The organism is Sphingopyxis sp. 550A, from assembly GCF_053569535.1.
Genome location: NZ_CM131615.1, coordinates 4,068,928 through 4,092,919, shown reverse-complemented (window position 1 = coordinate 4,092,919; position 23,992 = coordinate 4,068,928). Strand labels below are relative to the sequence as shown.

Genomic DNA, 23,992 nt, shown 5'->3' with positions numbered 1-23,992 from the left:
ATACATGAAGAGATTTCAAGACAGTCCCGTCCCGACACGGCTCAAGTTGTCCGCCCTCTGGACGGCGACAATGTTCTGCTACGTATATGGTGACTATTTCGGGCTTTACGTCCCGAACAAGCTGGCGTCGGTAGCGCAGGGAAGCATGGGGCCGCTTGGTCCGGCCACTCCCGGAATACTCGTCGCCGTTTCCATGATGATGGCGGTTCCCAGCCTGCTCATCGCGGCCACATTGCTTGTCCCCGCAGTCGTATGTCGGTGGAGCAACATCACATTCGGGGTTCTCTACACGGCCATCATTGCGATCAGCATGCCTGGCGCGAAGCCGTTTTACATCACTCTGGCCATCATCGAGATGCTCCTGACCGCTTCGATCGTGCTTGTAGCCTGGGCCTGGGCGACAATCGAAGGAGATGGGAAATGATGACGGACGCCAAACATGCCCGGCTCGCAGGCCTGACATATCTCGGAACGATCGTCTGCGGGGTCTATGCGGAAGTGTTCGTGCGAGGCGCGCTGTTTGTGCGCGGCGATGCCGTCGCGACCGCGCAGGCCGTATTCGCATCCGAGACGCTGTTCCGCTTCGGTCTCATTGCGGATCTTGCGATGCTGGCCTGCTACATCGTTGTCACCATTCTCCTTTACGGCCTTTTCCGCAAAGGCTCGCCATACCTTCGCGCGACAGCCGCGGCTTTCAGCCTGATCGGCATCGCGGTTCTCGCGTGCGACACGCTGCTTTTAGCGATGGTTTTGCGGCTACGCGATCTGGCTCAGCCTACCTCATCACTCGCTGAAACGGCGTATCTGCTCCTTCGTGTCCATGGCGATGGCTACAAGATCAGCCTCGTCTTCTTCGGCGCGTATTGTTTGCTGCTGAGCTGGCTGATCTGGCGTGAGCGCGTCATCCCAATGGCGGTGGGCATCATGGTGGCTGCGGCTGGCGCGTGCAACGTCATCAATAGCCTAGCGTGGCTCGGAGCGCCGGAATGGGCGGTACGCCTTCCGCAAAATTTTACGATGCCGACCCTGCTGGGTGAACTTGCCCTGGCGCTCTGGCTGCTGGTTTTCGGGATACGCAAGGTCGAGGCGTAGATTGCCGATGCTGGAATTTGCCTCTTCAGCACCAAAGTCGGCGCGCTCCCATGCCGACCTGAATTGTACCGGACATCCGTCCACGCCTTGCTTTCGCGAGTCTGGCTTATGAACGCCATCGGCAAGTCGGGCCAATTCGAGGAGGCAGGAAGCTCAAAATCCGACCAGTACCGATCGGACTCGTCAAGATGCCGATCCGAACGGAAATCAAGACTCTTCGTTCTGGTAGCGGATGATGAGCACGCGATTTCGCGTATCAAGGAGCTGGCATCCACCTGCATCGAAATCGAGGGTCCCGCCAGCGAGAAAGACCCGGGTGGCCCATGGTTGCTCGACCTCCCAAGGGCCGCCACCTTGCGGGATCGACTGACTCAGCGGCAGTTCGAGATTGCACTAGGCGCCATCCGCGGCCTTTCGAACAAGGACATCGGCCGCGAACTCGGCATTTCCCATTTCACCGTCCGCAATCACCTGTCGCAGGTATTGTTGATCTTGGGGCTTTCGTGCCGGCAGGAACTCGGCGAGTTCCTGCGCGCACACCTACTTTGCTTGGCGTAGCGGTTCCATGGGCTGCACCACATAGCGCGCCCAAACATAGCGCCACGGCATGAAGATATAGGCCAAAACGATCCCGATACAGTCGTTGAAAAGACTCTCGATATCGGACGTCCATTTGCCCGCCAGCCAGGCGCGGAATGCAATCAATACGAGCCAGATGGTCTTCCAGGTGACTTCGTAAATCATGAGAGGCAACATCTGGACGGGATAGCGGACCCCAAGCAAGCTCAAGAGCGCCAGAGCGGCCAGCATCGATCGCGAAAGAGTTTGGGGAACCGGCACGTCCGCAGATGCGAACAGGAGATTGCGCCACACGAAGTATCCCATGAAACTGGCCATCAGTAGGAACACGAGACGAATGCAATGAATTCGCCATGTCGCAATGGGCGGAAAGGTAGGGACTTGTTCGTTATGCATGATGTTGGTTGTCCTCAATGTCTTCAAACGCGATGAATTAGCCGCGTACTGCCAGCGCTAACGCAAGCTTCTGCACGCAATAGGCGTTATGAAGCGCAACGTGGCAGGTCAGTCTTGCCGGTTTGGAAATCGGCAATGTTTCTTGCCACAGCTTGTGAGGCCACGTGCCCTATTGAGCTGGATTGTCGGCAACGAACCGCAGAATCTCGGCGTGGATCAGCTCGACATCCTCCAACTCGGGGAAATGCCCGAGGTCGTCATGCTCCACGATTCGGCTGGCTGGATGATCGCATAACCAAAGACTTGATTGCCGGTCGGTATGACGATGCGAGCCGTCGCTGTTACCCCAAATGGCCAAGGTCGGCTGTGCCACGCGCGCCAGCGATGGTTCCTCGTCGGGCAGATAGTTCTGAAACGCGGTCGCCATCGCCCAAGCGGCGCCATGGTCGAGCGCATCGGTTGCGCAAGCGCAGAACCTCGGCACACAGTCCTCCCGTCCAACGGCGAGCTCAAGCCAGCGCGGAGCTCTTGAACGCGCCAGCCTTCTCATCGCGATCTGTCCGAGAAATGGCTTCGCCAGCACATTCTTCGGATCGCGCGCCTTCTTCCAGCGTATTTCTTCAGCCCAACTCGGCGTCTGGATCTGGATCAGGTGCGATACGAGCGCGGGATACCGGGCGGCAATGTCGAGCGCGCCAAGGCCCGCCACGCAAGAGAAAGCGAGCAAGGCCGGTTCCCCCGCGATCAGATCAACGAACGCCGCAAGCGAGTCATTGGCTTGAAGGAAACGAAAGTCCTGCCAGAATCCAGGAACAGAAAAGCCCATCGCCGGCAGCTCGAATACGATAATCCGGAAGTCCTTACTATAAACTCGCAGTAGTTGATCATAGGCTTCGAGCGTGATCGGCGGATCGGCTGCAAAGATGATCGGACGTCCTTCTCCAGCCTCCCGATATCGGAACGTCACGCCACTCGCTTTGGCGAAGCGGATGTCGCTGCGCGACCGGGCCGCCCACGCGTTACGGACGCTGTCCGCTTTCCTGTCGGCACCCATCGTGTCCAGACGAGACGCCAACCATTTCAGCATCTCGGATCTTTCAAGCCTGCCACGATATTCTCCCGAGTCAGCGTGCTCATCGTGCACTCAGCAGTCTAGAGGCGCGACTATGACTGCTCCGTCTTGCCAGTTTGGAAATCGGCGATGTTTTTCGCGGCGAACCCGTCAATCGCTGTCTGTCACGGCGGAGAGGGGCGAGATCGAGTCTGGAACGCTTTGATGGATTGGCATTCGGAATGGCTGAACGACCAGACTTCCGGCTGGTACGCTTCGGTTCTCAACCAATTAGCCGGGCACGAACGGTCGAAGTATATGTGCGACCAACGCGCACCTCGGTGCCATCGGAAAGCACGACGATTAACGCTCCGAAGGGTGCCGGTTTCACGCGAACTATTGCAGCGACCCGGACGATAGCACTGCGATGGATTCGCATAAACTCGTCGATATCCAGGCGGCGTTCAAGCGAGGCCAGATTAGCCTGATAGAGATAGCCGGCATCCTGAACGTGAAGCCGGACGTAATCCCGCTCAGCTTCGAACCACAGAATGTTTTCTGGCGCGAGCCGGAGAAACTCGCCATGCGCCTTGACCCAGAAGTCGCGCGACCGTCTTTCGTTGCTGTTCAGGGCTTGCTTCAGCGACGCTACGGTTTCCTGCAACTCCGCGATCCGATCTGTCTGCGAACTCGACTTCACGGAATCCCGTGCGCGCGCCATCGCCGTTGCAAAGCGTCCGGGCTCGATTGGCTTGGTGACGTAATCGACGGCATTGGTTTCGAATGCGCGCAAGGCATGGTGATCAAATGCCGTGACGAACACTACAGCCGGTGGAGTCTCGGCGAGGCGTTCCAGCACTTCGAAGCCGGTGCCTCCTGGCATTTGTATGTCTAGCAGAAGGATGTCGGGCCGTTGCTCTTCAGCTTGCTGGCAGGCCTGCTCTACATTGCCTGCTTCCTCAATTCGCTCCACCCAGTCCATCTTGGCGAGCAGGCGGACTAGCCTTCGGCGGGCGAGAGGCTCGTCATCGACAACCAGAACGGACATTCCCGTCATATGGCGCTCAAGGGCGGGACGATCCCGCGAACTCTGCTTGTGTTTCGGCAATTTCTCAAAGCCACTTCCCCGTTTTCAATAGATCCCGTCAGCCTTTCGTCTGCCAGAAATAGCCATTCGTAGATTTGTTTGGCCATTGAGCCACCTTCGTGATGCCGCTCGTCATTTCATGCATACGAACTGCGCTGCGCGGGATTTACGTTCGCTGCATGAATATAAGGGAATCCACTTTCAGAAGATCTCTCCGAAACGTCCAGCATCGACCACATCGGCTGCGCAGGTGTGGCCCGCAACAGTGCGGCCTCAAGGCCGTACCTGTGTCGCGGACAAAAATACCATCGGGTCAAATCACCCTGAAATTGACGGTGGAGGGCGCTGATGTGAGCTTTCTGGACGCCCTGCGCTCGGCTCTTCCCGAAATCCGAGCTGTGCTGCCCGATGGACATCGATTTGATGTCACGTTCATTGACGCTTCTGCTGCAATGACGGAGATCGGCGGTTGGTGCAGTCCGCCCGAACGGTGCCGCGAGCTGACCCCAAGGCAGCAAGAGATTCTCGATCTGTTGGCAACGGGTCTTTCGAACAAGGAGATCGGTCGCAAGCTCGCTTTGTCCCACTTCACCATTCGCAACCACATTTCGCAGATCATGCGCCTGCTTGACGTATCGAACCGTCAGGAAGCGGTGGCAGCACTGGCTCTGTTCAAACATCAACCCTCTTCCGACATAGAAACTGCGCAAGTCTAGCAATAAGGTCGTGGGAGGGCAGAATTGCGTTTCTATGCCGGCTTGTCAGCAGGGGGCGCAGAACCGGTACATCGACGAATGCGGAGCCAGAGAACGAAATGAAGTTGTGGGTCACTTGGTCGGCATTCTGCCTCTTGGTGCTCGCCGGGCTCGCCTTTCTGGTCCCTGACCTCAGGGGCTGGACGCCGTCGGATTTGACCGATCCCGCGGCGGGCGTTGCCCCTACTGGCAGAGGTGGCCCGGCATTTTCCGTGAACGAATGCCTGCCTGGTTCCGTGTCACCGCACGAACTCCCGGACACCGAAGATGGTGCGGGTTCGGCCACCATGACGGTGATCACTTGCCGCAGCAAGTCGAGCGCATTCGCGTTCGGGATGATCTGGCTGCTCTTGAGCGGCAGCTATCTTGTCGTCCACAGACGAAGGATGAAAGCTTCCAAGGCGAAATAATCAGCATCATTCCGATGCACTGGTACGCGATGCCGGTTGCCCCCGCGCCATGTTTTCTGCCTTAGAATGTCGATATGAAATGGATCCCATTGATCTTGCTTGCAGGTATGTCGGCGTCAGGCGCGGCGGCATCCGAACAAAACGAAACACGCTGGGGGGCGATCGCACTTGGTGGTGACGGATTCGGCGCCACACGCGGCAGGGCGAGCGAAGATGCTGCCGTATCAGGCGCGATGCGACAGTGCGAGGAAAGCGGCGGAGCTGGCGAGTGTCGTATCCGTCTTACTTATCGAAACCAATGCGCCGCCTATGCAACGGGCGATGATCGACAGGTCGGCATCGCCTATGCGGCGAGTCTTGCAGCAGCCAGCAGGTTGGCGCTGCGCAGTTGCAGCGAGACGGCACGGCACTGCCAGATCCAGTACGCCGCGTGCAGCACCCCATCGTCATTCAACTGACCTGCGCCGGCACGCGGTGCACAGTATGAGTTTAGCCGATAAGGCGCCGAGCGCTGCGAAAAGCGAAGAAGAACGCCCCACCTAGGTTCGGCGCGTGCTCCAGCAGCGAGGTATCCGTGAACCCTTTCCCCGTCATTCTCGCATCGGGCGATGTGAACGACGACATTTCGGGAATCATGGGCGCTTTTGCGATCTATGTGACTGATATCGTCCGCGGAGGCATCGCACGCAGCGCGCTGCCGCGTGATTTTTTCGACCTCTATGCGCTGGACTATTATTACTCGCAGGTGTGCAATGGCGGACACTGCCAATTTATAGGCAATTCCGGTGGAATGCTGGACGCCAATGTGGATCACGCGCTGCGCGGCAGCGAGATGCTGGCCATGCCGGAACTCGGGCGATTGCTGACGGAATGCCGCGACTGGAGCGATGCCAATCCAGAGGAACGCGACAAGCTGGCGGAATGGGAGCTCTGGCCTGAGGCGCTTAAACGCCTGGATGACCGCTTCTTCGATGATGACTTCATGGAGTTCGATGTTCCGGGCTATTCCGCGTACGTCGCATGCCAATCCGAATGCGTGCGAGCATGGATCGAGAATGCGACCACGCGAACCAGCTTTCGCTCGCGCAACAAGTATAGTCTGGCCGCCGGTGCGTGGCTGGTCGGATACCCGGGAACGCGGATACTGCCGCGCAAGGAAGCAGTGGCGGCGACCGAAACGGTCATACGCGCCTGCTCGCGACCGTCTTGGCGACCGGATCGTATCGCCCGTCATCTTGCTGCCCGGTTCACGATGATGGGCTGGTAGCGCAGGTGTCAGCCGAGATTTCGTCAATCTTCACCAGCTCTAACAATGACCTTGAGTGAAAACTGCGCTTTGCCGTCAGGATAGAAACCGGCGCGCTCGCCGAAGATGACTGGAAGGTGCTCGGCCCCGGATGTGTAGTCGGTGACGAGATACTGCAATACTAGGTCTTTACCGGTGAGAATCTCGTCGGCCGAAACGCTTGCAACGAAGCGCGCTCGCTGGGAAGCAAATGGCAGCGACACGCTTTGGAGCGCCCAGTGACATGGGCCGAGGCCGAAATAGTCCTCGTCAATCAACGCATCCTTCGGCACGTCCACAATCAGCGCCCCGTCTGAGGCGAGCGAGACAGGGGTTGGCAGGCCGTACTGGGGAGGCAGACGCACGCCCCCCCAAGCTCGCCCATAATCCATAGGGACGCATTCGCGATTCTGGATCTCGAAATGGAGCTCTGCACCGGACAGTCGAACCGCTCCGGGTAGGCCGGAAAAGCGGAACTCCAAAGCCTTGCCGCGATGTGCTGCCGGATTCGCCTTCACTTCGATAGGGCGGAGCGCCTTTGATGGGTCCAAGTGACATGCCTGCAGGAAGCCAAACAGCGCCACCGCCACGACGACGGTCTGAGCTACATAGCCCCTCGGCCGCGTCGGGCCGGTCAGGTCGTGTTGCATGCGAAACATGAGCCGGTGATCAATGCCTTGATGGAATTCATCATCCTGTTGGCTGGCCGGACATCCCGCAACAGTTCCCGCGTACCGGTTCATCGTCATGGACCTGGCGGCAGCGGCCCAACCTTCATTTTCGAAGTTTCGTTTGAGGGCGACAGTTCATCCCAGGATACAAACGCCCCGGCGCGCTTACACGATGCTTACAGCGCGCGCTTTAGGGCCGACTGTAAGCAGCCGTTTTGCTGCTACGGCCGCACAAGCATATGAATTATAGAGAGAAAACTGGAGCGGGCGAAGGGATTCGAACCCTCGACCCCAACCTTGGCAAGGTTGTTGATGGCGCATCCAAGAAGATGAAGATGAGAACTGGTTGATCGTCGTTTGAACAGTCATGGATCGACGGTTGGGGCGGCTATGCGCCTCACCCCGACCGTTTTCCAGCTCATTCAGGGTTTCCGGAAACTGTCATTATGACAGCACTCGCGATTGCTCGCACAAATGCGGTTGATATTTCATCGTTCCGCCATGCCGATGAATGCAGTTGAGGCGATTGGCAGGATCGGGCGACCATCGGCCCTGTCCCGCGCCTCGGAAACCACTGCGGCCTTTTCGGTCTCGTCCAGGCTGGTCCAGTCGGGGGACATGCCGAAAAGCGTATCAGGTGCGTCGAGCGCCGCCATGTCTAGCAGATAATCATGCGTTACCGCTTCGATCCGGGGGTTGCTATAGCCGGCAGCGACGAGGGCGCGGGCGAAATCCTCCGGATCACTCAGCGCCTGAACGGCTTCAGGCATTGCCATACCCGACCGATCAGGAAACAATTTCTGCCTGATCTGGCTCAAGAGGAGGAAGGTCGCCGCCCCCCGAGCCTGCCAGGTCGCGACAACGCCATGCCCGCCGGGCCGCGTAACCCGGCACATCTCCGCCAAACCCTTGCGCCAATCGGGGAACATGATGACGCCGAAGATCGAAAAGACGGCATCGAAATGCGCGTCGGGAAGGTCGAGCGCCTGTCCGTCCATTACCCGCGCTTCGACGTTGGGCAGGCCGGCAGCGGCGACGCATCCCACCATGCCGGGAGAGAAATCGGTCGCCAGCACGCTTGCTCCAGTGCGCGCGGCTGCCAGCGCGAGCGCGCCGGTGCCAGTCGCCACATCAAGAACACGGCTCTGAGGCGTCTGGGTCAGACGCGCCAGCGCCGCCTCCGCAAAGAGCGCGGTGAAGGGGTGCGCGGTCTGCTGATAATGGCTCGCGGCGCTGTCCCAGTGATCGGGGTTCTCGAACTCTCGCATTTCTGCACCTCGCGAATCATGTAACTTAATGAGTAACATGATTCGATTCCCTTGCCAACGGCTGGGGACATGCGAAGATCGGCCAATGCGAAACGACAGCCGCCTTTCCCGAATGCTGCACGTGCTGCTCCATATGGCGCGGCATGACGGCCCCATGAAGTCGGAGACGATCGGCACGATGCTGGGGACCAATCCAGTCGTCGTTCGCCGTACATTGGCGGGGCTGCGCGATGCAGGCTATGTTCGATCGGAGAAAGGCCACGGCGGCGGCTGGGTCATTGCGTGCGACCTGGAGCGCGTGTCACTTCTCGATGTCTATCGGGCAGTTGGCGGCCCCCGGCTATTTGCGATCGGGAACGAGCACTCCAATCCAGACTGCGCGGTCGAGCAACTCGTCAACACAGCGGTGGAAGATGTTCTTCGCGATGCAGAGGCATTGCTGGTCAAGCGGCTGGGTGCGGTGAGCCTCGCAGAGCTGAGCAGAGGTCTCGACGCGCGCTGTGCAGGTGTTTCCAGGCGGCGGCTCCCCGGCGTCGATTAGGCGATAGCGGATTGCCTCCCGCTCGCCACAATCAGCCAAAGTTCTCTCTTTTGTTCAGGAACGGCCTCAGCCAAAAATGGCGGATTTCCGTGCTTCTGAATATTTGGTGCGCCCAAGATGATGAAGATGCGACTGGTCGATCATTGTATAACGTCTTTGCCCAATGATCGACCGTCTCGTATCGGATTTTAGCGTTCGAATTCGGCCAAACCGCGAGGATGATCGCAAGGTAATTAAGGCGCGCGGATCGCCGCATCATCTCGTTGCCGCGTCTCCCGATGGAGCAAATAAGCCTCCATCCCGGAACAAGCGATCCCACATCGAAGACTAATCGGCGTCTGGATTCGACCGTGCCGGTTCTTTGGCCATGCCCTCGGCGAGCTTCTCCATGAGGCGCACCAGCTCATTGAGCTCCTCGTGAGACCAGTCGTGGAACAGTTCCAGCGCCATAGTCTCACGGGCGGTGTCGAGAGCGTCGGTCGCCGACTTTCCTCGGGGTGTGATAATTGCCTCGCGCACGCGCTTGTCCGCCGACCCGGCACGACGCTCGACGAGGCCGAGTTCTTCCAACCGCGCGACCTGGCGACTGACGGTCGTGTAATCGCGGCCAACCCTGCCGGCGAGATCGACGACCCCGATCGGTCCCTTGCGCTCGACGAACACGAGCAGAGGGAAGAGCGCCCGCTCGAGCGTCAGGCCTGCCAACGCCAGCAACTCATCGTCCCTTTCCGGCCGGTTCATCACGGTCACGATCTCAAGCAGTGACGCATGTAAGGAGGGAAACAGCGCCTTGATATGTGCATTATGCACTTTATTTGTTGACATCCGGTAGACCTCCAAAGATATGTGCGTTATACACGTAGGAGGTTCGAATGAAAGAGCAAAGCCCGCCTGCGGTCCTGATTTGCGGCGCTGGCGCCGCCGGCCTGACCCTCGCGATCGACCTGGCGAGAAGAGGCGTGCCGTTCCGGCTGATCGAGAAACTGGCCCGACCGTTCGCCGGGTCGCGCGGCAAGGGTATCCAGCCACGATCGCAGGAAGTGTTCGAGGATCTAGGGGTGCTTGACCGGCTCGTTGCTACCGGCGGTGTCTACCCGCCGATACGCGAATATCATGACGACGGCAGCCACACGGATACTGCCCTCGAAGTCGAACCAGCAACGCCGGCCGAGCCTTTCCACTTCCCCCTAATGCTCCCGCAGTTCCTGACCGAGCGAGTGCTGCGCGAACGCCTGGTCGAGCTTGGCGGCCGTGTCGAGTTCGGGTGCGAGCTGGTCGGCTTCGAGCAGGGAGAGGATGGCGTCGCGGCGCGTCTTGTCGGCCCCGGCGGCGAGGAGCTGGTTCATGTTCCATATCTGATTGGGGCCGACGGTGGCCGCAGCTTCATCCGTAGCGCCCTCGGCATCGACTTTCCCGGCAAGACATTGGGCGCGCGTGCGATGGTGGCCGATGTCGATTTGGTCGGCCTAAGCCGTGACGCTTGGCATCAATATCATGTCGGCGATAAGCGGCGGCTGATGTCGATCTGTCCGCTCGCCGGGACCGATTTGTTTCAGATCCAGGGAGCAATCCCGATCGAAGGAGAAGCGGACCTGTCCGCCGATGCGCTCAATTCCCTGGTGGCGGAGCGGACCGGACGCGACGATATTCATGTTCGGTCGGTGTCGTGGGCCTCAGCCTATACTATGAGCGCCCGCCTCGCGGATCGTTACCGCATCGGCCGCATATTCCTGATCGGCGATGCCGCGCACGTCCATCCGCCCACGGGCGGGCAAGGCCTAAATACGAGCGTTCAGGATGCTTACAATCTCGGCTGGAAGCTGGCGGCGGTGCTGGGCGGCGCGCCTGATAAGCTGCTCGATACCTATGAGGAAGAGAGGCGGCCGGTGGCGGAAGAGATGCTGGGTCTCTCGACCCAGCTGCTCGAAGCGCAGAAGCTCGGTTCCATGCGCCGCGGGCGCGAAGTCCATCAACTCGACATCGGTTATCCGGAATCAGCGCTCAGCTTCGAGCCCTCGCCTCGGTCCGGCATCCTGCTCGCGGGCGACCGAGCGCCGGACGCGCCGCTGCGCGGGGCGGCCGGTTGCCCCCGGCGTCTGTTCGATTTGTTCGCCGGTGGGCACTGGAGCCTGATTGGCTATGAAACGACCGGCGAAATCGCAACACCGCGGAGTGGTCTCCACATTCATCAAGTCGGAGCGCGAAAAGAGCTTTCAGATGATGGCGGCCATCTACGCGACGCCTATGGCCTTGCACCTGGCGAGCGGGTGCTGGTTCGACCTGATGGTTATGTCGGTGCGATCTTCCGCTCCGACGAAGCCGGGGCACTTGAGAGTTATTTAAAAGGAGTCGGCTTGGGTAGAAGCGGGGATGGAACTGCACGCTGTCGCCAAGATAATCGGCCGATACTCGGTTCAAACCATCAGGGGTCGTGACCCTTTGACGCGGAGGCATAATGAGCGCGCGTTCCTGCCTTCCCGCCAAGTCATCGTCGACTGAACGCTGCCGGGTTCTCTCTTTTGTTCAAGATGGTGGGTGGTCAAATCGGCGATTTCTGCGCCTTCGGCGATATGGCGCACCCAAGATGACGAAGATGAGAACTGGCTGATCGTCGTTTGAGGGACTGCGCGATTGTAGCCATTCCAATTCTGTTACAATGTTGGCTTGAGCCGCACCTGAACGAAGCACAGAATGACCCGAGCAGCACGCGACGTACTGGCTGACTGTAGGTTAGCACTCGAAATGCTCCAGGACGAGGCTGCGCCCGGTCGGTGGCGCGTCCATTGGGCTGGTGCGGTGGCTCTTCTCAGAGCGGTAGGTCACGTCCTCCTCAACGTGGATCAATCTGCCGATCCGGCCGTGGCAAGGGCTGGGAAGGCTGCGCATCGTCGTTGGAAGAGCAATGATCCGGCACATCTGATCTACAGAGACTTCATCGAGGACGAGCGCAACAACATACTCAAGGAATACCGGTCGAAGGTTCACCCCCTCGATACGGTGGATGTAGCTGTTCGACTAACGCTGCAGAACCCGGAGACGGGCGAGATTGAAGCGGCCCCCAAAATGACCGGACAGTTCCTCACACTTATGTAAGAGTGAGGCCTATGACCGACAGTAATCCCAGGAGCTATGTGCATGCGGAGGTTCTCGGAGGGGTTCAGCGCCGTAGGCGGTGGACCCCGGAAGAGAAGCTCCGCATGGTCGAAGAGACCTTTCTGCCCGGCAACAGCGTGTCGCGTGTGGCGCGCATGCACGGGGTGGCGCCGAACCAGCTGTTTGGCTGGCGCCGGCAGGCGGCAAGCGGCGCCCTGACCGCTACCCGTGCCGGCGGCCAGGTGGTTCCGGCCAGCGAGTATCGTGCACTCGAGAACCAGGTTCGCGAGCTGCAGCGCATGCTCGGCAAGAAGACCATGGAGAACGAAATCCTGCGCGAGGCGATCTCGCGGGTGGCAGCTCCCAAAAAAACGCCGTTGCGCACGCTCTCGTTGCCGGAGGGCGACCTGTGAGCGCGGTGGCAAATGCATTGGGCGTGTCTCGGCAGCATCTCTCGTCAGCCAGACGCAAGGCCGCTGCCCGAAGCCGCGGCAGACCTCCGCTTCCCGAGGAAGAGCTCGTCGCGCGTATGTCAACGCCGACTAATATTTCCCCGGAAGTGCCGGGTTAAAATTCCCCAGTTTGGGTTTTCGGTGATCAGCCGTTCCAGTGATCGTGCGTGCGCTCCTTCGGTGGCCGCCCGCGCCTTTTCGGTGGCGGCGGCGGCGTGATCGCTGAGATCGCTCTGGTGTGTTCCGGCACGAGGTCGGAGTGCGCGCGCAAGCGGTAACTGGCGCCCTCGATCTGGATCACGATGGCATGGTGCAGCAAGCGATCGAGCAGCGCCGTTGCCACCACCGGATCGCCGAACACCTCGCCCCATTCCGCAAAGCCGCGGTTGGATGTGAGGATCATCGCCCCCTTTTCGTAACGGGAGTTGACCAGCTGGAAGAAGAGGTTGGCACCGCCGGGCGTAACCGGGAGGTAGCCGATCTCATCGACGATAAGGAGAGTGTTCCGGTTGAAGAACCTGAGCCGTTCGGGAAGCCGTCCGTCACGCTCGGCACGCACCAGCATGTCGATCACCTCAGCCAGACTGGCGCGGTAAACACGCTTGCCAGCGCGAACAGCCTCTGCGCCCAAGGCTGTCGCCAGATGGCTCTTGCCTGTGCCCGGCGGTCCCAGCAGATGGACCACCTCGCCGCGCTCGATAAAGTCGAGCTGCGCCAGTGCGAGGATGCGGCCGCGATCCAGCGAAGGCTGGAACGAGAAGTCGAAGCCTTCGAGGGTTTTCATGGGCATGAGCCGTGAGGTCTTGAGCCCGACAGTGAAGCGCCTGCTTTCCCGATTGCCATACTCATGCGAGAGCAAGACATCGATGGCTTCAAGCGCGGTCATTTCGCCGCGCTCCAGACACCGCATGGTATGATCAAGTACCTCGAGCGCGCGGGGCATTCTCAGGCCAACCAGGCTCGTGCGGATGCGGTCGATGATCTCCGTCATGGCCGTACCTCGCTGCCGGCCAGTCGCCGTCCTACCGCCTCGTAGAAGCCCAGCGAGCGCCTGGTAATCTCAAGCCCTGCAGGCGGCGGCACTGTTGCCGCGCGAGGCGGAGCGAGCCGCCGGTGGGAAGGATCAACCCGGCGCTGATTGCGTCCATCGAGAACGGGATGCACCGCGATCAGCTTGCGATCCTCGAAGATCCTGATCTCACGGGGATGATTCTGCACCTCCACGACCCGTTTGCGCGTAGCGTCGGGCACCGAGTAGAGATTGCCGCCAACCGATACCATGCCTTCATGGCTGACTCGCCGCTCGATCGTGAGCACCGCATTGTATGGGGCCGCAGGCAAGGCCGTCAGGACCGGTTGCTCCTCGGCAAAGTGCTCGCTGACGATCCGCCGGGTCGTGGCATGCAACCGAACATTCGCGACCGTGTCCAGCCATTCGCGGAACTGCCTGTTCAGGTCATCAGCGTTGCAGAAGGTGCGTCCAAGGAAGAAGTCCTGACGGATGTAGCGGTAGGGCCGTTCGATCTTGCCCTTGGTTTTCGCCCGATAGGGCCTGCATGCACGCGGCAAAGCGCCGTAATGATCCAGCAAGGCCACCAGCGACCGATTGTAGATCACAATACCCTCGGCATCCTCATCGATCACAGCGGTTTTCATGCGGTCGTAAAGCACCTCGGACGGGGCACCGCCCATCGCATCGAAGGCGTCGATGTGGCAGCGCATCACCGTCTGCAGATCCTGGGTCGGACAGAACCGACCCCACAGCCAGCGGCTATGACCCAACACCATCGAGAACAGCCAGAAGATCCGGGTCACGCCCGGCTCATCGCTGAACGCCACCTTGAACTGGGCGAAGTCCACCTGGGCCTGCCGTCCCGCGGGTGTTTCGAAGCGCCGCTCGAACGGGACCACTCGCGGCGGCCGCATCTGGCGCAGGAAGTCCGTGACGGTCGTGTAGCCGCCCTTGAACCCCATCGCAGCGATTTCGCGGAAGAGACGCTTGCCAGACAACCCAGGATATAACGCGATGCGATCGCGAAGATATGGTTCGTAGGGTTCCAGCTCCCGCGGACGGGGTGGCCGGGGCTTGTACACCGGCGCCTTCACGCCGCCGGCCAGGTGTTTGCGTACCGTCTTTCGATCAAGGCCCGTCTGCCGCGCAATCGCCGACACCGACAGCCCCTGCCGCTTCAAGTCATGGATCATGACAATTTCCTCAAGTCTGATCACCTGCCACGCCTCCCGCCAATCCGGGCAAGCATAGGAGGGATCCGTGCGGGTCGTTGCCAATTCGCTCCGGGGCTAGCCCCGGAGCGAATTGGCGCTCACCTCAAACTGGGGAATTTTCATTCGGCACTTCTGGGGAGAATACATCCGGTATCGACAGCGTATTCAGGCCCTGATCGCCGAGCTGCCGACCTATGGCTACCGCCGGATCCACGCGCTCCTGCGGCGGCAGGCGCGCAATGGCGGGCCATCTGCGCCCAATGCCAAGCGGGTCTACCGGGTGATGAAGGTGCATGGCCTGCTGCTCCAGCGCCATAGCGGCAAGGCGGACGAGCGTCGCCACGATGGGCGCGTCGCCGTCGATACTCGCAACACCCGCTGGTGCTCCGACGGCTTCGAAATCGGCTGCGACAACGGCGAGAAGGTGCGAGTCGCCTTCTCTCTGGACTGCTGCGATCGCGAGGCGATGGGCTTTGTTGCCACCACTGCCGGCATATCTGCCGAGGATGTGCGCGACCTCATGACCGCCACCGTCGAGCACCGCTTCGGCCGTGTGAACAGGCTTCCTGGGTCGAAAAGCTGGAAGGTCGATGGGCCGGATGGCACCGTCGAGGTCGATGTCACACCCCGGCTGTCAGTGAACGACCCCGCCGCGCTGCGCATTGCACTGCTGGGCGGAGCGGGTATCGGCTGGTTGCCGAGCTTTCTCGTGGCCGACGATGTGGAGAATGGTCGTCTGATCCGACTCTTTCCCCATTACCACCGCGACCGGGCCGACATTCATGCCTTGTTTCGTGCCCGCAGAAGTCTCGCTCTCAACGTCAAGGTGTTTGTGGACTATTTGACGGAGCATTTCCTGGTTTGAACGCCATCCACGACATTCGGAACGGATATTTTTCTAAATAACAGCAACAACCTACCGAGAGAGATGCAGCAATGACGGAGAGTGATGACCATCCGATCGATAGCCAGCGCAGCAAACACGCCCCTCAGAATATCTACGACGAACCCATCTTCTTTGAAGGTTACAGGCGCTTACGCCAGAACGACACCGGCCTGAACGGGGCGCTCGAAGTTCCTGCTCTTCGTGCGCTTCTGCCGGATCTGTCGGGAAAGCACATTCTGGACATCGGCTGCGGCTTCGGAGACTTCGCTCGGCACGCCCGCAGCCAAGGCGCCCACTCAGTCACAGCCTTGGACGTATCGGAGAACATGATCTCCGAGGCAAAGCGCCTAACCACGGATGACAACATCCTTTATTTGAAAAGTTCAATCGAGGATTTCTCACCAAGGCATGGGCAATTCGACCTGGTCGTCTCGTCCATGGCGCTGCACTATGTCGAGGAATATGCGGCTGTCACGCGGAAGGTGTTCAACGCCCTTTCGCCTGAAGGACGATTCATCTTTTCCGTCGAGCATCCCATCTGCACGGCTCATCCCGTCGGCTGGATCAGGGATGCCGGTGGGAATCTCGCTGCTTGGCCTGTGGACCACTATCAGCGGGAGGAGAACGCAGCACTTCATGGTTTGTAGACGGCGTTCGAAAATTTCACCGAACGGTCGAGACCTACGTCAACACGCTGCTCGTCGCGGGCTTCGCCTTGGACCATCTGGGTGAACCAAAGCCACTGCCGGAATTCCTGGACGCACGTCCCATGCTGGAAGAAACGCTGCGACGTCCTCCCATCCTCCTGCTGGCCGCGACCAAACCTGCATTTTCGCAGAGTTGAGCTTAATTTCGCTGCGTTCACCAAGCCGGCCACGGGTGGCCAGCCCCCAATGCCTATTTGAACGGCCAGGAGGTTATCTCTGCTGCGTAGAGCGGCCACCAAACGGCGATGGGCTGCAGGAGAAGACGAAACCAATAATATGCTCTTGCCGACGGCAATCCATCGGCATCGAGGCCTTTGATGGCATTCTTGATATTTGCTGGAAACACGCAAACGAAATACACAGCAAGCGCCCATGCAGCCGGATTTCGCAAAGCCGGAATCGCCAAACCTATCGCTCCAGCTAATTCGCAAAGACCGGTTACCAGCACGACCTTGCGGGGGGCAGGCACAATAGCCGGCAGCATCGGAAGATAGCGGCCCGGTGTGCGAAGATGATCGATTCCAAAAAATATGAGACTGAGGCTCATTCCCCACTGCATTGCGGACGGAACCGCGACAGAGCCGCTCCCGATAAATTGAACCAAGCAGGAAATAGCAGTTATCATTGCCAGCATAATGAAGAAAATCATGGAACCTGCCTAAAGTATCAAGTGGTTACGCTATGATTACGTTGCGAGCTGCTACAAGCAGCGCTCCGAATCCAGGTTGACACCGTTCGCTCTGGCCTCAGCCTTCATCGAATTCTCCAGGATTGCTCGCGCGACTTCGCCCGGATGAGTGATGTGCGGATGATGCCCGGCTCCGGGGATGGTCGCCACGGAGATACGAGAAATCGAGCTGAGAGATCGTCGGCATTTTTCGGTCAGCGGATCGTTCGCGCCGACGATGAGATTTACGTATCCCTGATACTGGACGAGCTTCTGCAGCAAGTCGCCCCGCCAACGCGGATTGGACGCATGCGCCAGAAGCGTTGCAACACGCCATGACGTCTTTCCGCGCCGCAAGTCGGCAACGCTTGATCGAAGCCGGTCGGCGTCATCGTCCCGCCCAGTGAGCCGCCGAGCCAATGCCAGGTGGTTCGTTCGCCGGAGATAGGCCGCTATGAGAGGTATGATCCGTGTGGACAATCCGCCCGGCGGCTGAAGGAAGAATGGTGAAACCAGCGTGAGACGCGTGACCCGGTCCGGGCGCCTTGCAGCCGCCTCCAAGGCTGCGGCGGCGCCGATTGAGTGTCCGATGAGGTGTATCGGCTCACTGTTTCCAACCAGCGCGTCTAACCATGTGGCCCAGTCGCGCGGACTGGTTCCACCGCTCATCCCAAGGCCGGGCAAGTCTATTACGCGCGTGCCGCCGATCGCCTCGGCGACAGTTGCCCAGCTATCGGCGTTGATCGGCAAACCGGGCAAAATGACCCGCGCACCGGCATGGCCCAGCTCGAACGAGCGGATTCCCGCAATATCCGTGAAGTGCCGGTCCGGCCCCGCAGCGTCGCCAAATCGCTGTGCGGCGAGATGGTCCGCCCATCGAAAGATGGTCGTCATCGTATCCGGCATCTCCAAACCGTGCCGCGCGGCGAGCATTCGAGCCGGCTCGGTTGGGTAGCGATCTTCCGATAGGAAGGTCAGCGTTTCCGGATCGGCTTTGATGATGCTCCGCGGCAGCATCTTGATAACCGGGACTGGTATTCGAATTCGGGGAACACTGACGCCGAAGTGTCGACCTATCCGGGTGAGAAGATCAGGAAGAGCCGGTGTTCGATCATCGAGCAGCCAATAGGATTGACCGACAGTTTCCGCATCGGTCGGAAGCATCGCCATGAAGCGCGCCACATGGTCCACGGCGACGACGGGCACGAACGTCCGCGCATTTCCGGGCAAGGCGCTCATGGTGCCCTGCCAAATCTCCTTTACGCTTCCCGCCAGGCCCAGAAACTGGTCAGATTCGCCAGTCCCGCTGTCACCGATCACGCTCGACGGGTTCACGATAGACCACGGGATATTCAGCTCGTTTGCTCGTGCCTGGAATACCGCGTCGCTCTCAACCTTCGATGCTTCGTATGCACCAAGCGCGCGATATGTACGTTCGGTAAGCGCGCGGTCCCAAGGGACCTGTTTAGGGTTCTGGCCGCCGACCCGATAGCCCGAGACATGCACGACGCGCCGAAGCTTCGGTAGCATGGCAGCAACGCAAAGAACCGCCTCTACGCTTCCGACATTGGCGTGACGCGCCTCTTCGATACCCATTCCGAATTGATACGAGCCAGCGCAATTGTGGATCTCGGTTATGTCCTCCCATGCAGCACTCTTCGTGCCGAGAGGATGATCTGCATCGAAATCGACCCGAAGATCTGTTGGCGCATCATCCAGCCCGTGGTTCGCTAGCCAGGCTCGCAACCGAGCAAAGGAAGCTGTGCTTCGACTGGCGGTGCTCACACGCACGCCAGCCGCGTGAAGCGCGAGAACCAAGTGGCGCCCGATCAGTCCCGACGCGCCAAAGACCAGGGCGTGGCGGCCGGTGCTGCTCAAGCGGCACTTCCTTTTTCCGGGCTGATCGTGACGCCGCTATCGAGGAAAGCCGAGAGCACCTGTGCCGACAAGCGAAGCGGTTCGACGCTATGTTGAGCGCGCGAGACTATGATGGCTCCCTCGACCGTACTGACTACGGTGGTCGCCAATGCGCGAGCCGCGGCACCTGAATGGCCGCACGATGTTAGAAATTCCGTGAGTGGCCCGATCCAAGACTGGTACGCAGCCGCGCAAGTGGTCCGTAACCGCTCGCTCTCTGCACCCATGTCCAGGGTGACGACGGAAATCGGACAGCCAAGCTGGAAGTCGCTTTCCGTCAGCATCGCCGCCAAGATGTCGATCGCTCGTATGATCACGTCGCTAGGCGTTTTTGCCTGGGCTGCCGCTTCTTGGATCAGTATTCCGAACCGGGCAGCAGCCAGTTCCACCGCCTCCTGTCCCAGGGCTTCCTTCCCTTCTGGAAAATGGAAGTAGAGAGAGCCTTTAGGCGTACCAGCGTGCTCATTCACGGCATTCAGGCCTGTCCCGGAATAGCCTTTCGCCTGGATCAATTCGAGCATCGACTCAATCAGTCGCGCTCTCGTTCGGTCACCTTTGGTAACTGCCATGCAGAAATAATAGACCAGTCTATATATTTTTCAACCGGTCAGCCACCGGGCGTTGAAATCAGCGCAGCGACCATCGGCACCCTAACGCATCGCCAGCACAATCATACGGCCGAGCAGATGCCGGCGTAGGAAGAGCATCGGTCCCGTTGCGGGGCATCAAGATTTAGCGGGAAGAGAGACGGAACACCGATTCTACGATCTAACCCGCTGTGGCACGCTATGCGACGTCGGAATTTGGTGACGGACGAGGCGCAGCTCTCAAACAATCAAAGACCGCGCAGGACGAATCCTGCCTGATGCTGAGCGCACCCGACCAGATGCGAGGCGGGGACGTTTGGCTTCGGAAGGAAGCTCCAAGAATTGGTGCGGGCGGTCGGACTCGAACCGACACGTATTGCTACGGCGGATTTTGAATCCGCTGCGTCTACCGTTTCGCCACGCCCGCACTTTTGCCGCCGTTAGTAGCCCAGGCTCTCTGCACCTATATGGTCTGCCTTGGAAAAACTGGTCCAATTCTGAAGAGAGCCCTGCGGGGCGATGGATTGGAAAAATGTATGGGACGCCAGCGGTTTACACCGGAGCAGATCATCTCGAAGCTGCGTGAAGTAGACGTGATTGCGGGACGAGGCGGCACAGCGGTTGAAGCCTGTCGCCAAATCGGGATTGCGGAACAGACGCTGTATCGGTGGCGCAAGGAGTATGGCGGCCTGAAGGTCGATCAGGCGCGTCGGATGAAAGATCTGGAGCGTGAGAATGCGCGACTTAAGAAGCTGGTGGCCGACCTCGCGCTTGACAAGGCGATCCTGCAAGAGGCGTCGAAGCTGACTTTTTGAGCCCCTCCCGTCGCCGTGAGGCGATCGAGCAGGTCCGTCGCGCATTGCCGGTATCGGAACGGCGGACCTGCAAGGTGCTTGGCCAGCATCGTTCGACCCAGCGCCATCCGCCGAGGGACGATGCCAACGAGCAGCGCCTGACCGCCGACATCATCGCACTGGCGAAGGACTACGGTCGTTACGGCTATCAGCCTTCGCCAAGTGGTTCACGCTGGCGCACGATCCAGTTCTGGCCTTTCAGAAAGCCAATAGGGAGGTTGAGCCGATGAATGACGAATTTTCCACCCGGCTGCCTTGGCCTGCGAACTTTCCGGAAGTGGTCATCCACACCGACGTCCGCTCAAGTGACAGCCACCCAGGATACGCCGCAGCAAAGAGCGGTGACGCAGAGGCTGGCAATCGGCACGAGACTTACCTGGGCGATTCATGGCAGGCTGCCCGGAGAGACCACACACGAATTTTCGCCAGCCAGTCCGACAATGACGCCGACGGCTTGCTTCTGGTCTTGGCGAATTGTCTAACTCTTCGCCATGTCCCGGAACATCTCCGCAACCGGCGCGAACATGTCGTTCATCATCTGTCCGACAGGTTCCGACGTGGTGGCCAGCGTGCCGCCCTTTATCGGGGGATTCGGGGCGTATTCGCCCTGAAGCACCAGCGCCTCGGCATAGGCTCTGCCCCGGAGCATTTCGACCAGAGCGATCGCGAAATCGAGCCCTGCCGACACCCCAGCCCCAGTCAGGATGTTGCCATCCTTGGTCACGCGCTCATTGGTCGGGATCGCCCCGAAGTCAGCCAGCACATCGCGCGTCACCCAATGCGACGTGGCCTTCCTGCCCTTTAGCAATCCGGCCTTCGCCAGCACCATCGAGCCAGTGCAAACGCTGGTAATGTGCTTGGCACGCGAAGCCCGGTCCCTGATCCACGCCATGGTGTCGGCACGGCCCATGACCGATAGTGTTCCCTCCGTGCCGCCGGGCACGAACAGCACGTCGAGATCCCTTGGCGCATCGGCCATGGTCATCGTCGGCGTGATCGCCAGGCCGAGGTCCGACATGACCGGAGACAGGTCCTTCTCAGTGGTGACGAGGTGGACTTTGGCGCCGAACATGCAGGCGAAGAAGTAGTGCGGGCCGACAAGATCGAGCGCAGTGAACTTGGGGTAAAGGAGCATAGCGATCTGCTCCTGCCCCCACAGGCCAGGCCCCAGCACCCGGCTCATCGCCTCCATGTGCTGGTCATGCTGGGCTTCTGCCGCGGCTTCGGCGGGAGCAGCCGGAGCTGTTCCTTCGGCAGCCTGGGCCGCCATAGCCTTTTCGATTGCGAGATAGGGCGCGAGCAGGGCTGCCCCGGTAATGCCCTGCAAGAGGGCGCGGCGATTGGTGTCCATGGGTGCTTCTCCGATCAATAGCTGACGCCAAGCGTCACGAAAGCGGCGCGCGGAGTACCTGGACGCACGACGGGCTGGCCAAGGTACTGGTATGGCGTAAAATAGGTCCGGTCGAAGATGTTGCTGACCGAAACGCCAATCCGGAATGGTCCGGTTTCGTAGCTCGCCTGGGCATCGAACACCGCATAGCCTTTAGTCTTGACGCTGTTGGGCAAGGTGACATGCGATCCCGAGGCAGCCGTCATGCCGAGACCCAGCCCCAATCCGTTCAGCGCCCCCTCAGTGAAGCGGTAGCGCACGGCGATGCGCCCGCTGTGTTCAGGCACACGGGAAAGGTGCTCACCCACATTGGCGGGCGTGAACTGGTCCCTGGTGACCTTCGCATCGGTGTATGCGTAGCTCGCGAGCAGGGAAAAGCTCTTGCTCGGTTCCCAGATCAGGTCTGCCTCCACGCCCTGCGCGCGCTGCTGCCCGACCTGGCGGGTTACGAAGAACGGATCGGTAAGCGGCACATTGTTGCGGTTCTGGTGAAACGCGGCAATCGTGCCGGAAAGCCCGATGTCCTTGAGGCCGAACTTGAGACCGCCCTCCCAGCTTTCCGAGGTTTCAGGTGTTGTGGGAATGGCCAGCGGGTTGAAGAACACCGACAGACGCGATCCCGTGGCATAGCCCGCAAAGAGCGAAACACCATCGACCACATCGATTGTAACACCGACGCGCGGATCAACCCGGTTGAAGCTGTGTTTCGGGCTGGAAAAGCCGTTCAGGCTCTCGGTAATTTCCATCCTGCTGTAACGAAGGCCCGCAAGCACGTGGATGCGATCACCGATCGTCATCTGGTCCTGAGCGTAGAAACCAAGCGTGCGATAGGCGTTGACGAACTTGTCTGTTGCGAATGACGTCGGCCCGAAGGGAACGTTACTGTTGCGGTCGGAATAGTCCAGCAGGCCAACCGGGAAGAAGTTGAAGCCCATCGCCCCGTCGTAATCGACCATGTCATATTGCGCGCCCGCGATAAGCACATGCTCTATCCCGCCGGTTGCAAACGTGGCGGTCAGGCTGCCATCGAATGACCATTCATCGACCTTGACCGGCAGGTATCCCGTGATGATCGGATAGACGGTCCCCATCGGCGGATAGAACGCCAGATAGGGGAAGCTGCCATATTCGTCTAACCGGCTGTGGTAATTGCGAACCTGGAGCTTGGCCGTGACATTCTCGGATAGTCGGTGCGTAAACACACCGGTTAGCGTCAGGTTCTCGATCTCCGTCTTGGGGGCATCCTTGGCACCAGAGAAATGATAGGGATCGACACCCGGAGCGCCCGCCATGGCGAAGGGAATGCCCGAATATTCGAGCTGTTTGATCCGGCTGTAATTGGCCCTCACGATCAGGCTGGTATCATCAAAGCCGATCCGAAGCGCAGGTGCGAGCGTCAGGCGTTCGTTGGTGACAGCATCAATCGCATCCTTGGCGTCGAGGTATTCGCCTGCGATCCGGATTGCGACATTTCGGCCAATTGGCTGGTTGATATCAACCGACGGTTGCAACGTGGAGAAACTGCCTGTGCGAAAGCTCGCGCGATAGGAAGCATCGGCTTGTGGGCTCGCGCTGACCACGTTGATCAGACCGCCAACCGGCGCGCCAGTTCCGCCGCCGAACAGTTGCGAAGTCGGCCCCTTGGCTACCTCGATCCGCTCGACACTGACCAGGCTTGACGGATCGGAGGCTGCCGTGTCGCCATAGAGCGGCAGGCCGTCGAGATAGACTTCGGACTCAAAGCCCCTGACAATCGGATTGACCAGCACGGCTTCGGAAGGCAGGGCGGGCACGACGCCGGAAATGTTGCGCACGGCATCTGCCAGCGTCGTCAGGTCCTGTTCGTCGATCAACGTCCGCGTCAGCACCTGAACCGATTGCGGCGTTTCCAGCAGGGAAACGGGCGTGCGCAGCGTCGCCGCGTCTTGGGCGCTGTAGCCATCATCCTTGTGAGCGGTGACGACGATCTCGCCGGGGGTCCAGCCTGTCGATTGCTCGGCGCTTTGCGCCATCGCGGGCGGTGCAGTGACGAGCGTGGCCGCGAGTGCGATTAGTGAAGTCCTCATGGTGTTCCCTTG

The 23,992-nt window shown here is 59.9% G+C and carries 26 protein-coding genes, 1 tRNA gene and 2 pseudogenes; 15 read left to right on the top strand and 14 right to left on the bottom strand.

Features of this window, described 5'->3' with window-relative positions; genetic code table 11:
- Nucleotides 1-4 precede the first annotated feature (4 nt).
- The 3 genes from ACVENA_RS19850 (at nucleotide 5) to ACVENA_RS19840 (ending at nucleotide 1,650) form a co-directional block, all read left to right on the top strand.
- On the top strand, nucleotides 5-424 hold the full coding sequence (locus ACVENA_RS19850; protein WP_257546792.1) for a DUF6326 family protein: 420 nt from the start codon (nucleotides 5-7) through the stop codon (nucleotides 422-424).
- Nucleotides 421-1,092, top strand: coding sequence for a DUF4386 domain-containing protein (locus ACVENA_RS19845; RefSeq protein ID WP_257546794.1), 672 nt, complete (start codon nucleotides 421-423; stop codon nucleotides 1,090-1,092). Before ACVENA_RS19850 ends, ACVENA_RS19845 begins: the two co-directional genes overlap by 4 nt.
- A 108-nt stretch (nucleotides 1,093-1,200) precedes the next feature.
- Complete coding sequence (locus tag ACVENA_RS19840) at nucleotides 1,201-1,650, top strand: response regulator transcription factor (protein WP_257546796.1); 450 nt, start codon at nucleotides 1,201-1,203, stop codon at nucleotides 1,648-1,650.
- Here ACVENA_RS19840 and ACVENA_RS19835 read toward each other — a convergent pair.
- From ACVENA_RS19835 to ACVENA_RS19825, 3 genes are all read right to left on the bottom strand, one after another.
- A complete protein-coding gene (locus tag ACVENA_RS19835) occupies nucleotides 1,633-2,067 on the bottom strand; it encodes a hypothetical protein (protein ID WP_449326765.1) in 435 nt (144 codons plus the stop codon). The two genes, ACVENA_RS19840 and ACVENA_RS19835, sit on opposite strands and share 18 nt — an antisense overlap.
- A 169-nt stretch (nucleotides 2,068-2,236) precedes the next feature.
- On the bottom strand, nucleotides 2,237-3,154 hold the full coding sequence (locus tag ACVENA_RS19830; RefSeq protein WP_449326764.1) for an alpha/beta fold hydrolase: 918 nt from the start codon (nucleotides 3,152-3,154) through the stop codon (nucleotides 2,237-2,239).
- Between the two features lie 247 nt (nucleotides 3,155-3,401).
- The gene (locus ACVENA_RS19825; RefSeq protein ID WP_449326763.1) at nucleotides 3,402-4,175 is read right to left on the bottom strand and encodes a LytR/AlgR family response regulator transcription factor; all 774 of its coding nucleotides are present in this window, start codon (nucleotides 4,173-4,175) and stop codon (nucleotides 3,402-3,404) included.
- 380 nt (nucleotides 4,176-4,555) lie between these two features.
- Here ACVENA_RS19825 and ACVENA_RS19820 point away from each other — a divergent pair, with 380 nt between their 5' ends.
- From ACVENA_RS19820 to ACVENA_RS19805, 4 genes are all read left to right on the top strand, one after another.
- Nucleotides 4,556-4,921 (top strand): response regulator transcription factor, encoded by a 366-nt coding sequence (locus ACVENA_RS19820; RefSeq protein WP_257546805.1) that lies wholly within the window; start codon nucleotides 4,556-4,558, stop codon nucleotides 4,919-4,921.
- 98 nt (nucleotides 4,922-5,019) lie between these two features.
- A complete protein-coding gene (locus ACVENA_RS19815; protein WP_257546807.1) occupies nucleotides 5,020-5,370 on the top strand; it encodes a hypothetical protein in 351 nt (116 codons plus the stop codon).
- Between the two features lie 74 nt (nucleotides 5,371-5,444).
- The gene (locus ACVENA_RS19810) at nucleotides 5,445-5,828 is read left to right on the top strand and encodes a DUF4189 domain-containing protein (protein ID WP_257546809.1); all 384 of its coding nucleotides are present in this window, start codon (nucleotides 5,445-5,447) and stop codon (nucleotides 5,826-5,828) included.
- Nucleotides 5,829-5,944: 116 nt separating this feature from the next.
- Nucleotides 5,945-6,637 (top strand): DMP19 family protein, encoded by a 693-nt coding sequence (locus ACVENA_RS19805; RefSeq protein ID WP_449326762.1) that lies wholly within the window; start codon nucleotides 5,945-5,947, stop codon nucleotides 6,635-6,637.
- A 23-nt stretch (nucleotides 6,638-6,660) separates the two neighbouring features.
- Here ACVENA_RS19805 and ACVENA_RS19800 read toward each other — a convergent pair whose 3' ends face one another.
- Together ACVENA_RS19800 and ACVENA_RS19795 are read right to left on the bottom strand one after the other, a co-directional pair.
- Nucleotides 6,661-7,404: a hypothetical protein gene (locus tag ACVENA_RS19800; protein WP_257546813.1), complete on the bottom strand. Its 744-nt coding sequence runs from the start codon at nucleotides 7,402-7,404 to the stop codon at nucleotides 6,661-6,663.
- Nucleotides 7,405-7,814: 410 nt separating this feature from the next.
- On the bottom strand, nucleotides 7,815-8,771 hold the full coding sequence (locus tag ACVENA_RS19795; RefSeq protein WP_449326761.1) for a class I SAM-dependent methyltransferase: 957 nt from the start codon (nucleotides 8,769-8,771) through the stop codon (nucleotides 7,815-7,817).
- On the opposite strand from ACVENA_RS19795, the gene ACVENA_RS19790 reads away from it, so the two are divergent.
- Nucleotides 8,680-9,135 carry an Rrf2 family transcriptional regulator gene (locus ACVENA_RS19790; RefSeq protein WP_449326760.1) on the top strand — a complete coding sequence of 152 codons (456 nt, stop codon included), beginning with the start codon at nucleotides 8,680-8,682 and terminating at the stop codon, nucleotides 9,133-9,135. The two genes, ACVENA_RS19795 and ACVENA_RS19790, sit on opposite strands and share 92 nt — an antisense overlap.
- Before the next feature lie 327 nt (nucleotides 9,136-9,462).
- On the opposite strand, the gene ACVENA_RS19785 is transcribed toward ACVENA_RS19790, so the two are convergent.
- Nucleotides 9,463-9,960: a MarR family winged helix-turn-helix transcriptional regulator gene (locus tag ACVENA_RS19785; RefSeq protein ID WP_449326759.1), complete on the bottom strand. Its 498-nt coding sequence runs from the start codon at nucleotides 9,958-9,960 to the stop codon at nucleotides 9,463-9,465.
- Nucleotides 9,961-10,007: 47 nt separating this feature from the next.
- Here ACVENA_RS19785 and ACVENA_RS19780 point away from each other — a divergent pair, with 47 nt between their 5' ends.
- The 3 genes from ACVENA_RS19780 (at nucleotide 10,008) to ACVENA_RS19770 (ending at nucleotide 12,641) form a co-directional block, all read left to right on the top strand.
- The gene (locus ACVENA_RS19780; protein WP_449326758.1) at nucleotides 10,008-11,570 is read left to right on the top strand and encodes an FAD-dependent oxidoreductase; all 1,563 of its coding nucleotides are present in this window, start codon (nucleotides 10,008-10,010) and stop codon (nucleotides 11,568-11,570) included.
- Between the two features lie 307 nt (nucleotides 11,571-11,877).
- Entirely contained in the window at nucleotides 11,878-12,228 is a 351-nt protein-coding gene (locus ACVENA_RS19775; protein ID WP_449326757.1) for a hypothetical protein, read from the top strand.
- Between the two features lie 104 nt (nucleotides 12,229-12,332).
- Entirely contained in the window at nucleotides 12,333-12,641 is a 309-nt protein-coding gene (locus tag ACVENA_RS19770) for a transposase (RefSeq protein WP_158501145.1), read from the top strand.
- A gap of 184 nt (nucleotides 12,642-12,825) precedes the next feature.
- Here ACVENA_RS19770 and istB read toward each other — a convergent pair whose 3' ends face one another.
- Nucleotides 12,826-13,671, bottom strand: a complete 846-nt coding sequence (gene istB / locus ACVENA_RS19765; RefSeq protein WP_053554354.1) for an IS21-like element helper ATPase IstB — start codon at nucleotides 13,669-13,671, stop codon at nucleotides 12,826-12,828.
- Nucleotides 13,668-14,909: an IS21 family transposase gene (istA, locus tag ACVENA_RS19760; RefSeq protein ID WP_053554353.1), complete on the bottom strand. Its 1,242-nt coding sequence runs from the start codon at nucleotides 14,907-14,909 to the stop codon at nucleotides 13,668-13,670. The genes istB and istA overlap by 4 nt, the downstream gene beginning before the upstream one ends.
- Nucleotides 14,910-15,069: 160 nt before the next feature.
- On the opposite strand from istA, the pseudogene ACVENA_RS19755 reads away from it, so the two are divergent.
- From ACVENA_RS19755 to ACVENA_RS19745, 3 genes and pseudogenes are all read left to right on the top strand, one after another.
- Nucleotides 15,070-15,498: pseudogene (locus ACVENA_RS19755) on the top strand (IS3 family transposase); the annotation flags it as partial.
- 45 nt (nucleotides 15,499-15,543) lie between these two features.
- Nucleotides 15,544-15,771: a LysR substrate-binding domain-containing protein gene (locus tag ACVENA_RS19750; RefSeq protein ID WP_449328972.1), complete on the top strand. Its 228-nt coding sequence runs from the start codon at nucleotides 15,544-15,546 to the stop codon at nucleotides 15,769-15,771.
- Between the two features lie 71 nt (nucleotides 15,772-15,842).
- Entirely contained in the window at nucleotides 15,843-16,439 is a 597-nt protein-coding gene (locus ACVENA_RS19745; RefSeq protein ID WP_449326756.1) for a class I SAM-dependent methyltransferase, read from the top strand.
- Between the two features lie 250 nt (nucleotides 16,440-16,689).
- Here the strand turns inward: ACVENA_RS19745 and ACVENA_RS19740 are convergent, their stop codons facing one another.
- From ACVENA_RS19740 to ACVENA_RS19725, 4 genes are all read right to left on the bottom strand, one after another.
- Nucleotides 16,690-17,148 (bottom strand): DoxX family protein, encoded by a 459-nt coding sequence (locus ACVENA_RS19740; protein WP_449326755.1) that lies wholly within the window; start codon nucleotides 17,146-17,148, stop codon nucleotides 16,690-16,692.
- Nucleotides 17,149-17,199: 51 nt separating this feature from the next.
- Nucleotides 17,200-19,044 (bottom strand): alpha/beta fold hydrolase, encoded by a 1,845-nt coding sequence (locus ACVENA_RS19735; protein ID WP_449326754.1) that lies wholly within the window; start codon nucleotides 19,042-19,044, stop codon nucleotides 17,200-17,202.
- Entirely contained in the window at nucleotides 19,041-19,652 is a 612-nt protein-coding gene (locus ACVENA_RS19730; protein WP_449326753.1) for an LmrA/YxaF family transcription factor, read from the bottom strand. Before ACVENA_RS19730 ends, ACVENA_RS19735 begins: the two co-directional genes overlap by 4 nt.
- A 361-nt stretch (nucleotides 19,653-20,013) precedes the next feature.
- Nucleotides 20,014-20,097: transfer RNA gene (locus ACVENA_RS19725), tRNA-Leu, on the bottom strand.
- 109 nt (nucleotides 20,098-20,206) lie between these two features.
- Between ACVENA_RS19725 and ACVENA_RS19720 the strand changes: the two are divergent.
- Nucleotides 20,207-20,676, top strand: a pseudogene (locus tag ACVENA_RS19720) (transposase); the annotation flags it as partial.
- Nucleotides 20,677-21,002: 326 nt separating this feature from the next.
- On the opposite strand, the gene ACVENA_RS19715 reads toward ACVENA_RS19720, so the two are convergent.
- Together ACVENA_RS19715 and ACVENA_RS19710 are read right to left on the bottom strand one after the other, a co-directional pair.
- The gene (locus tag ACVENA_RS19715) at nucleotides 21,003-21,875 is read right to left on the bottom strand and encodes a DJ-1/PfpI family protein (RefSeq protein WP_241942226.1); all 873 of its coding nucleotides are present in this window, start codon (nucleotides 21,873-21,875) and stop codon (nucleotides 21,003-21,005) included.
- 14 nt (nucleotides 21,876-21,889) lie between these two features.
- Nucleotides 21,890-23,980: a TonB-dependent siderophore receptor gene (locus tag ACVENA_RS19710; protein WP_241942227.1), complete on the bottom strand. Its 2,091-nt coding sequence runs from the start codon at nucleotides 23,978-23,980 to the stop codon at nucleotides 21,890-21,892.
- Between the last annotated feature and the right edge of the window lie 12 nt (nucleotides 23,981-23,992).

Excerpts from the sequence above, each read along its gene's own strand:
- ACVENA_RS19850 (WP_257546792.1), top strand. The coding sequence starts at position 5 with ATGAAGAGATTTCAAGACAGTCCCGTCCCGACACGGCTCAAGTTGTCC.
- ACVENA_RS19845 (WP_257546794.1), top strand. The coding sequence starts at position 421 with ATGATGACGGACGCCAAACATGCCCGGCTCGCAGGCCTGACATATCTC.
- ACVENA_RS19840 (WP_257546796.1), top strand. The coding sequence starts at position 1,201 with ATGAACGCCATCGGCAAGTCGGGCCAATTCGAGGAGGCAGGAAGCTCA.
- ACVENA_RS19835 (WP_449326765.1), bottom strand. The coding sequence starts at position 2,067 with ATGCATAACGAACAAGTCCCTACCTTTCCGCCCATTGCGACATGGCGA.
- ACVENA_RS19830 (WP_449326764.1), bottom strand. The coding sequence starts at position 3,154 with ATGCTGAAATGGTTGGCGTCTCGTCTGGACACGATGGGTGCCGACAGG.
- ACVENA_RS19825 (WP_449326763.1), bottom strand. The coding sequence starts at position 4,175 with ATGACGGGAATGTCCGTTCTGGTTGTCGATGACGAGCCTCTCGCCCGC.
- ACVENA_RS19815 (WP_257546807.1), top strand. The coding sequence starts at position 5,020 with ATGAAGTTGTGGGTCACTTGGTCGGCATTCTGCCTCTTGGTGCTCGCC.
- ACVENA_RS19810 (WP_257546809.1), top strand. The coding sequence starts at position 5,445 with ATGAAATGGATCCCATTGATCTTGCTTGCAGGTATGTCGGCGTCAGGC.
- ACVENA_RS19800 (WP_257546813.1), bottom strand. The coding sequence starts at position 7,404 with ATGACGATGAACCGGTACGCGGGAACTGTTGCGGGATGTCCGGCCAGC.
- ACVENA_RS19790 (WP_449326760.1), top strand. The coding sequence starts at position 8,680 with ATGCGAAACGACAGCCGCCTTTCCCGAATGCTGCACGTGCTGCTCCAT.
- ACVENA_RS19785 (WP_449326759.1), bottom strand. The coding sequence starts at position 9,960 with ATGTCAACAAATAAAGTGCATAATGCACATATCAAGGCGCTGTTTCCC.
- ACVENA_RS19780 (WP_449326758.1), top strand. The coding sequence starts at position 10,008 with ATGAAAGAGCAAAGCCCGCCTGCGGTCCTGATTTGCGGCGCTGGCGCC.
- ACVENA_RS19775 (WP_449326757.1), top strand. The coding sequence starts at position 11,878 with ATGCTCCAGGACGAGGCTGCGCCCGGTCGGTGGCGCGTCCATTGGGCT.
- ACVENA_RS19770 (WP_158501145.1), top strand. The coding sequence starts at position 12,333 with ATGGTCGAAGAGACCTTTCTGCCCGGCAACAGCGTGTCGCGTGTGGCG.
- istB (WP_053554354.1), bottom strand. The coding sequence starts at position 13,671 with ATGACGGAGATCATCGACCGCATCCGCACGAGCCTGGTTGGCCTGAGA.
- ACVENA_RS19745 (WP_449326756.1), top strand. The coding sequence starts at position 15,843 with ATGACGGAGAGTGATGACCATCCGATCGATAGCCAGCGCAGCAAACAC.
- ACVENA_RS19740 (WP_449326755.1), bottom strand. The coding sequence starts at position 17,148 with ATGATTTTCTTCATTATGCTGGCAATGATAACTGCTATTTCCTGCTTG.
- ACVENA_RS19730 (WP_449326753.1), bottom strand. The coding sequence starts at position 19,652 with ATGGCAGTTACCAAAGGTGACCGAACGAGAGCGCGACTGATTGAGTCG.
- ACVENA_RS19715 (WP_241942226.1), bottom strand. The coding sequence starts at position 21,875 with ATGGACACCAATCGCCGCGCCCTCTTGCAGGGCATTACCGGGGCAGCC.
- ACVENA_RS19710 (WP_241942227.1), bottom strand. The coding sequence starts at position 23,980 with ATGAGGACTTCACTAATCGCACTCGCGGCCACGCTCGTCACTGCACCG.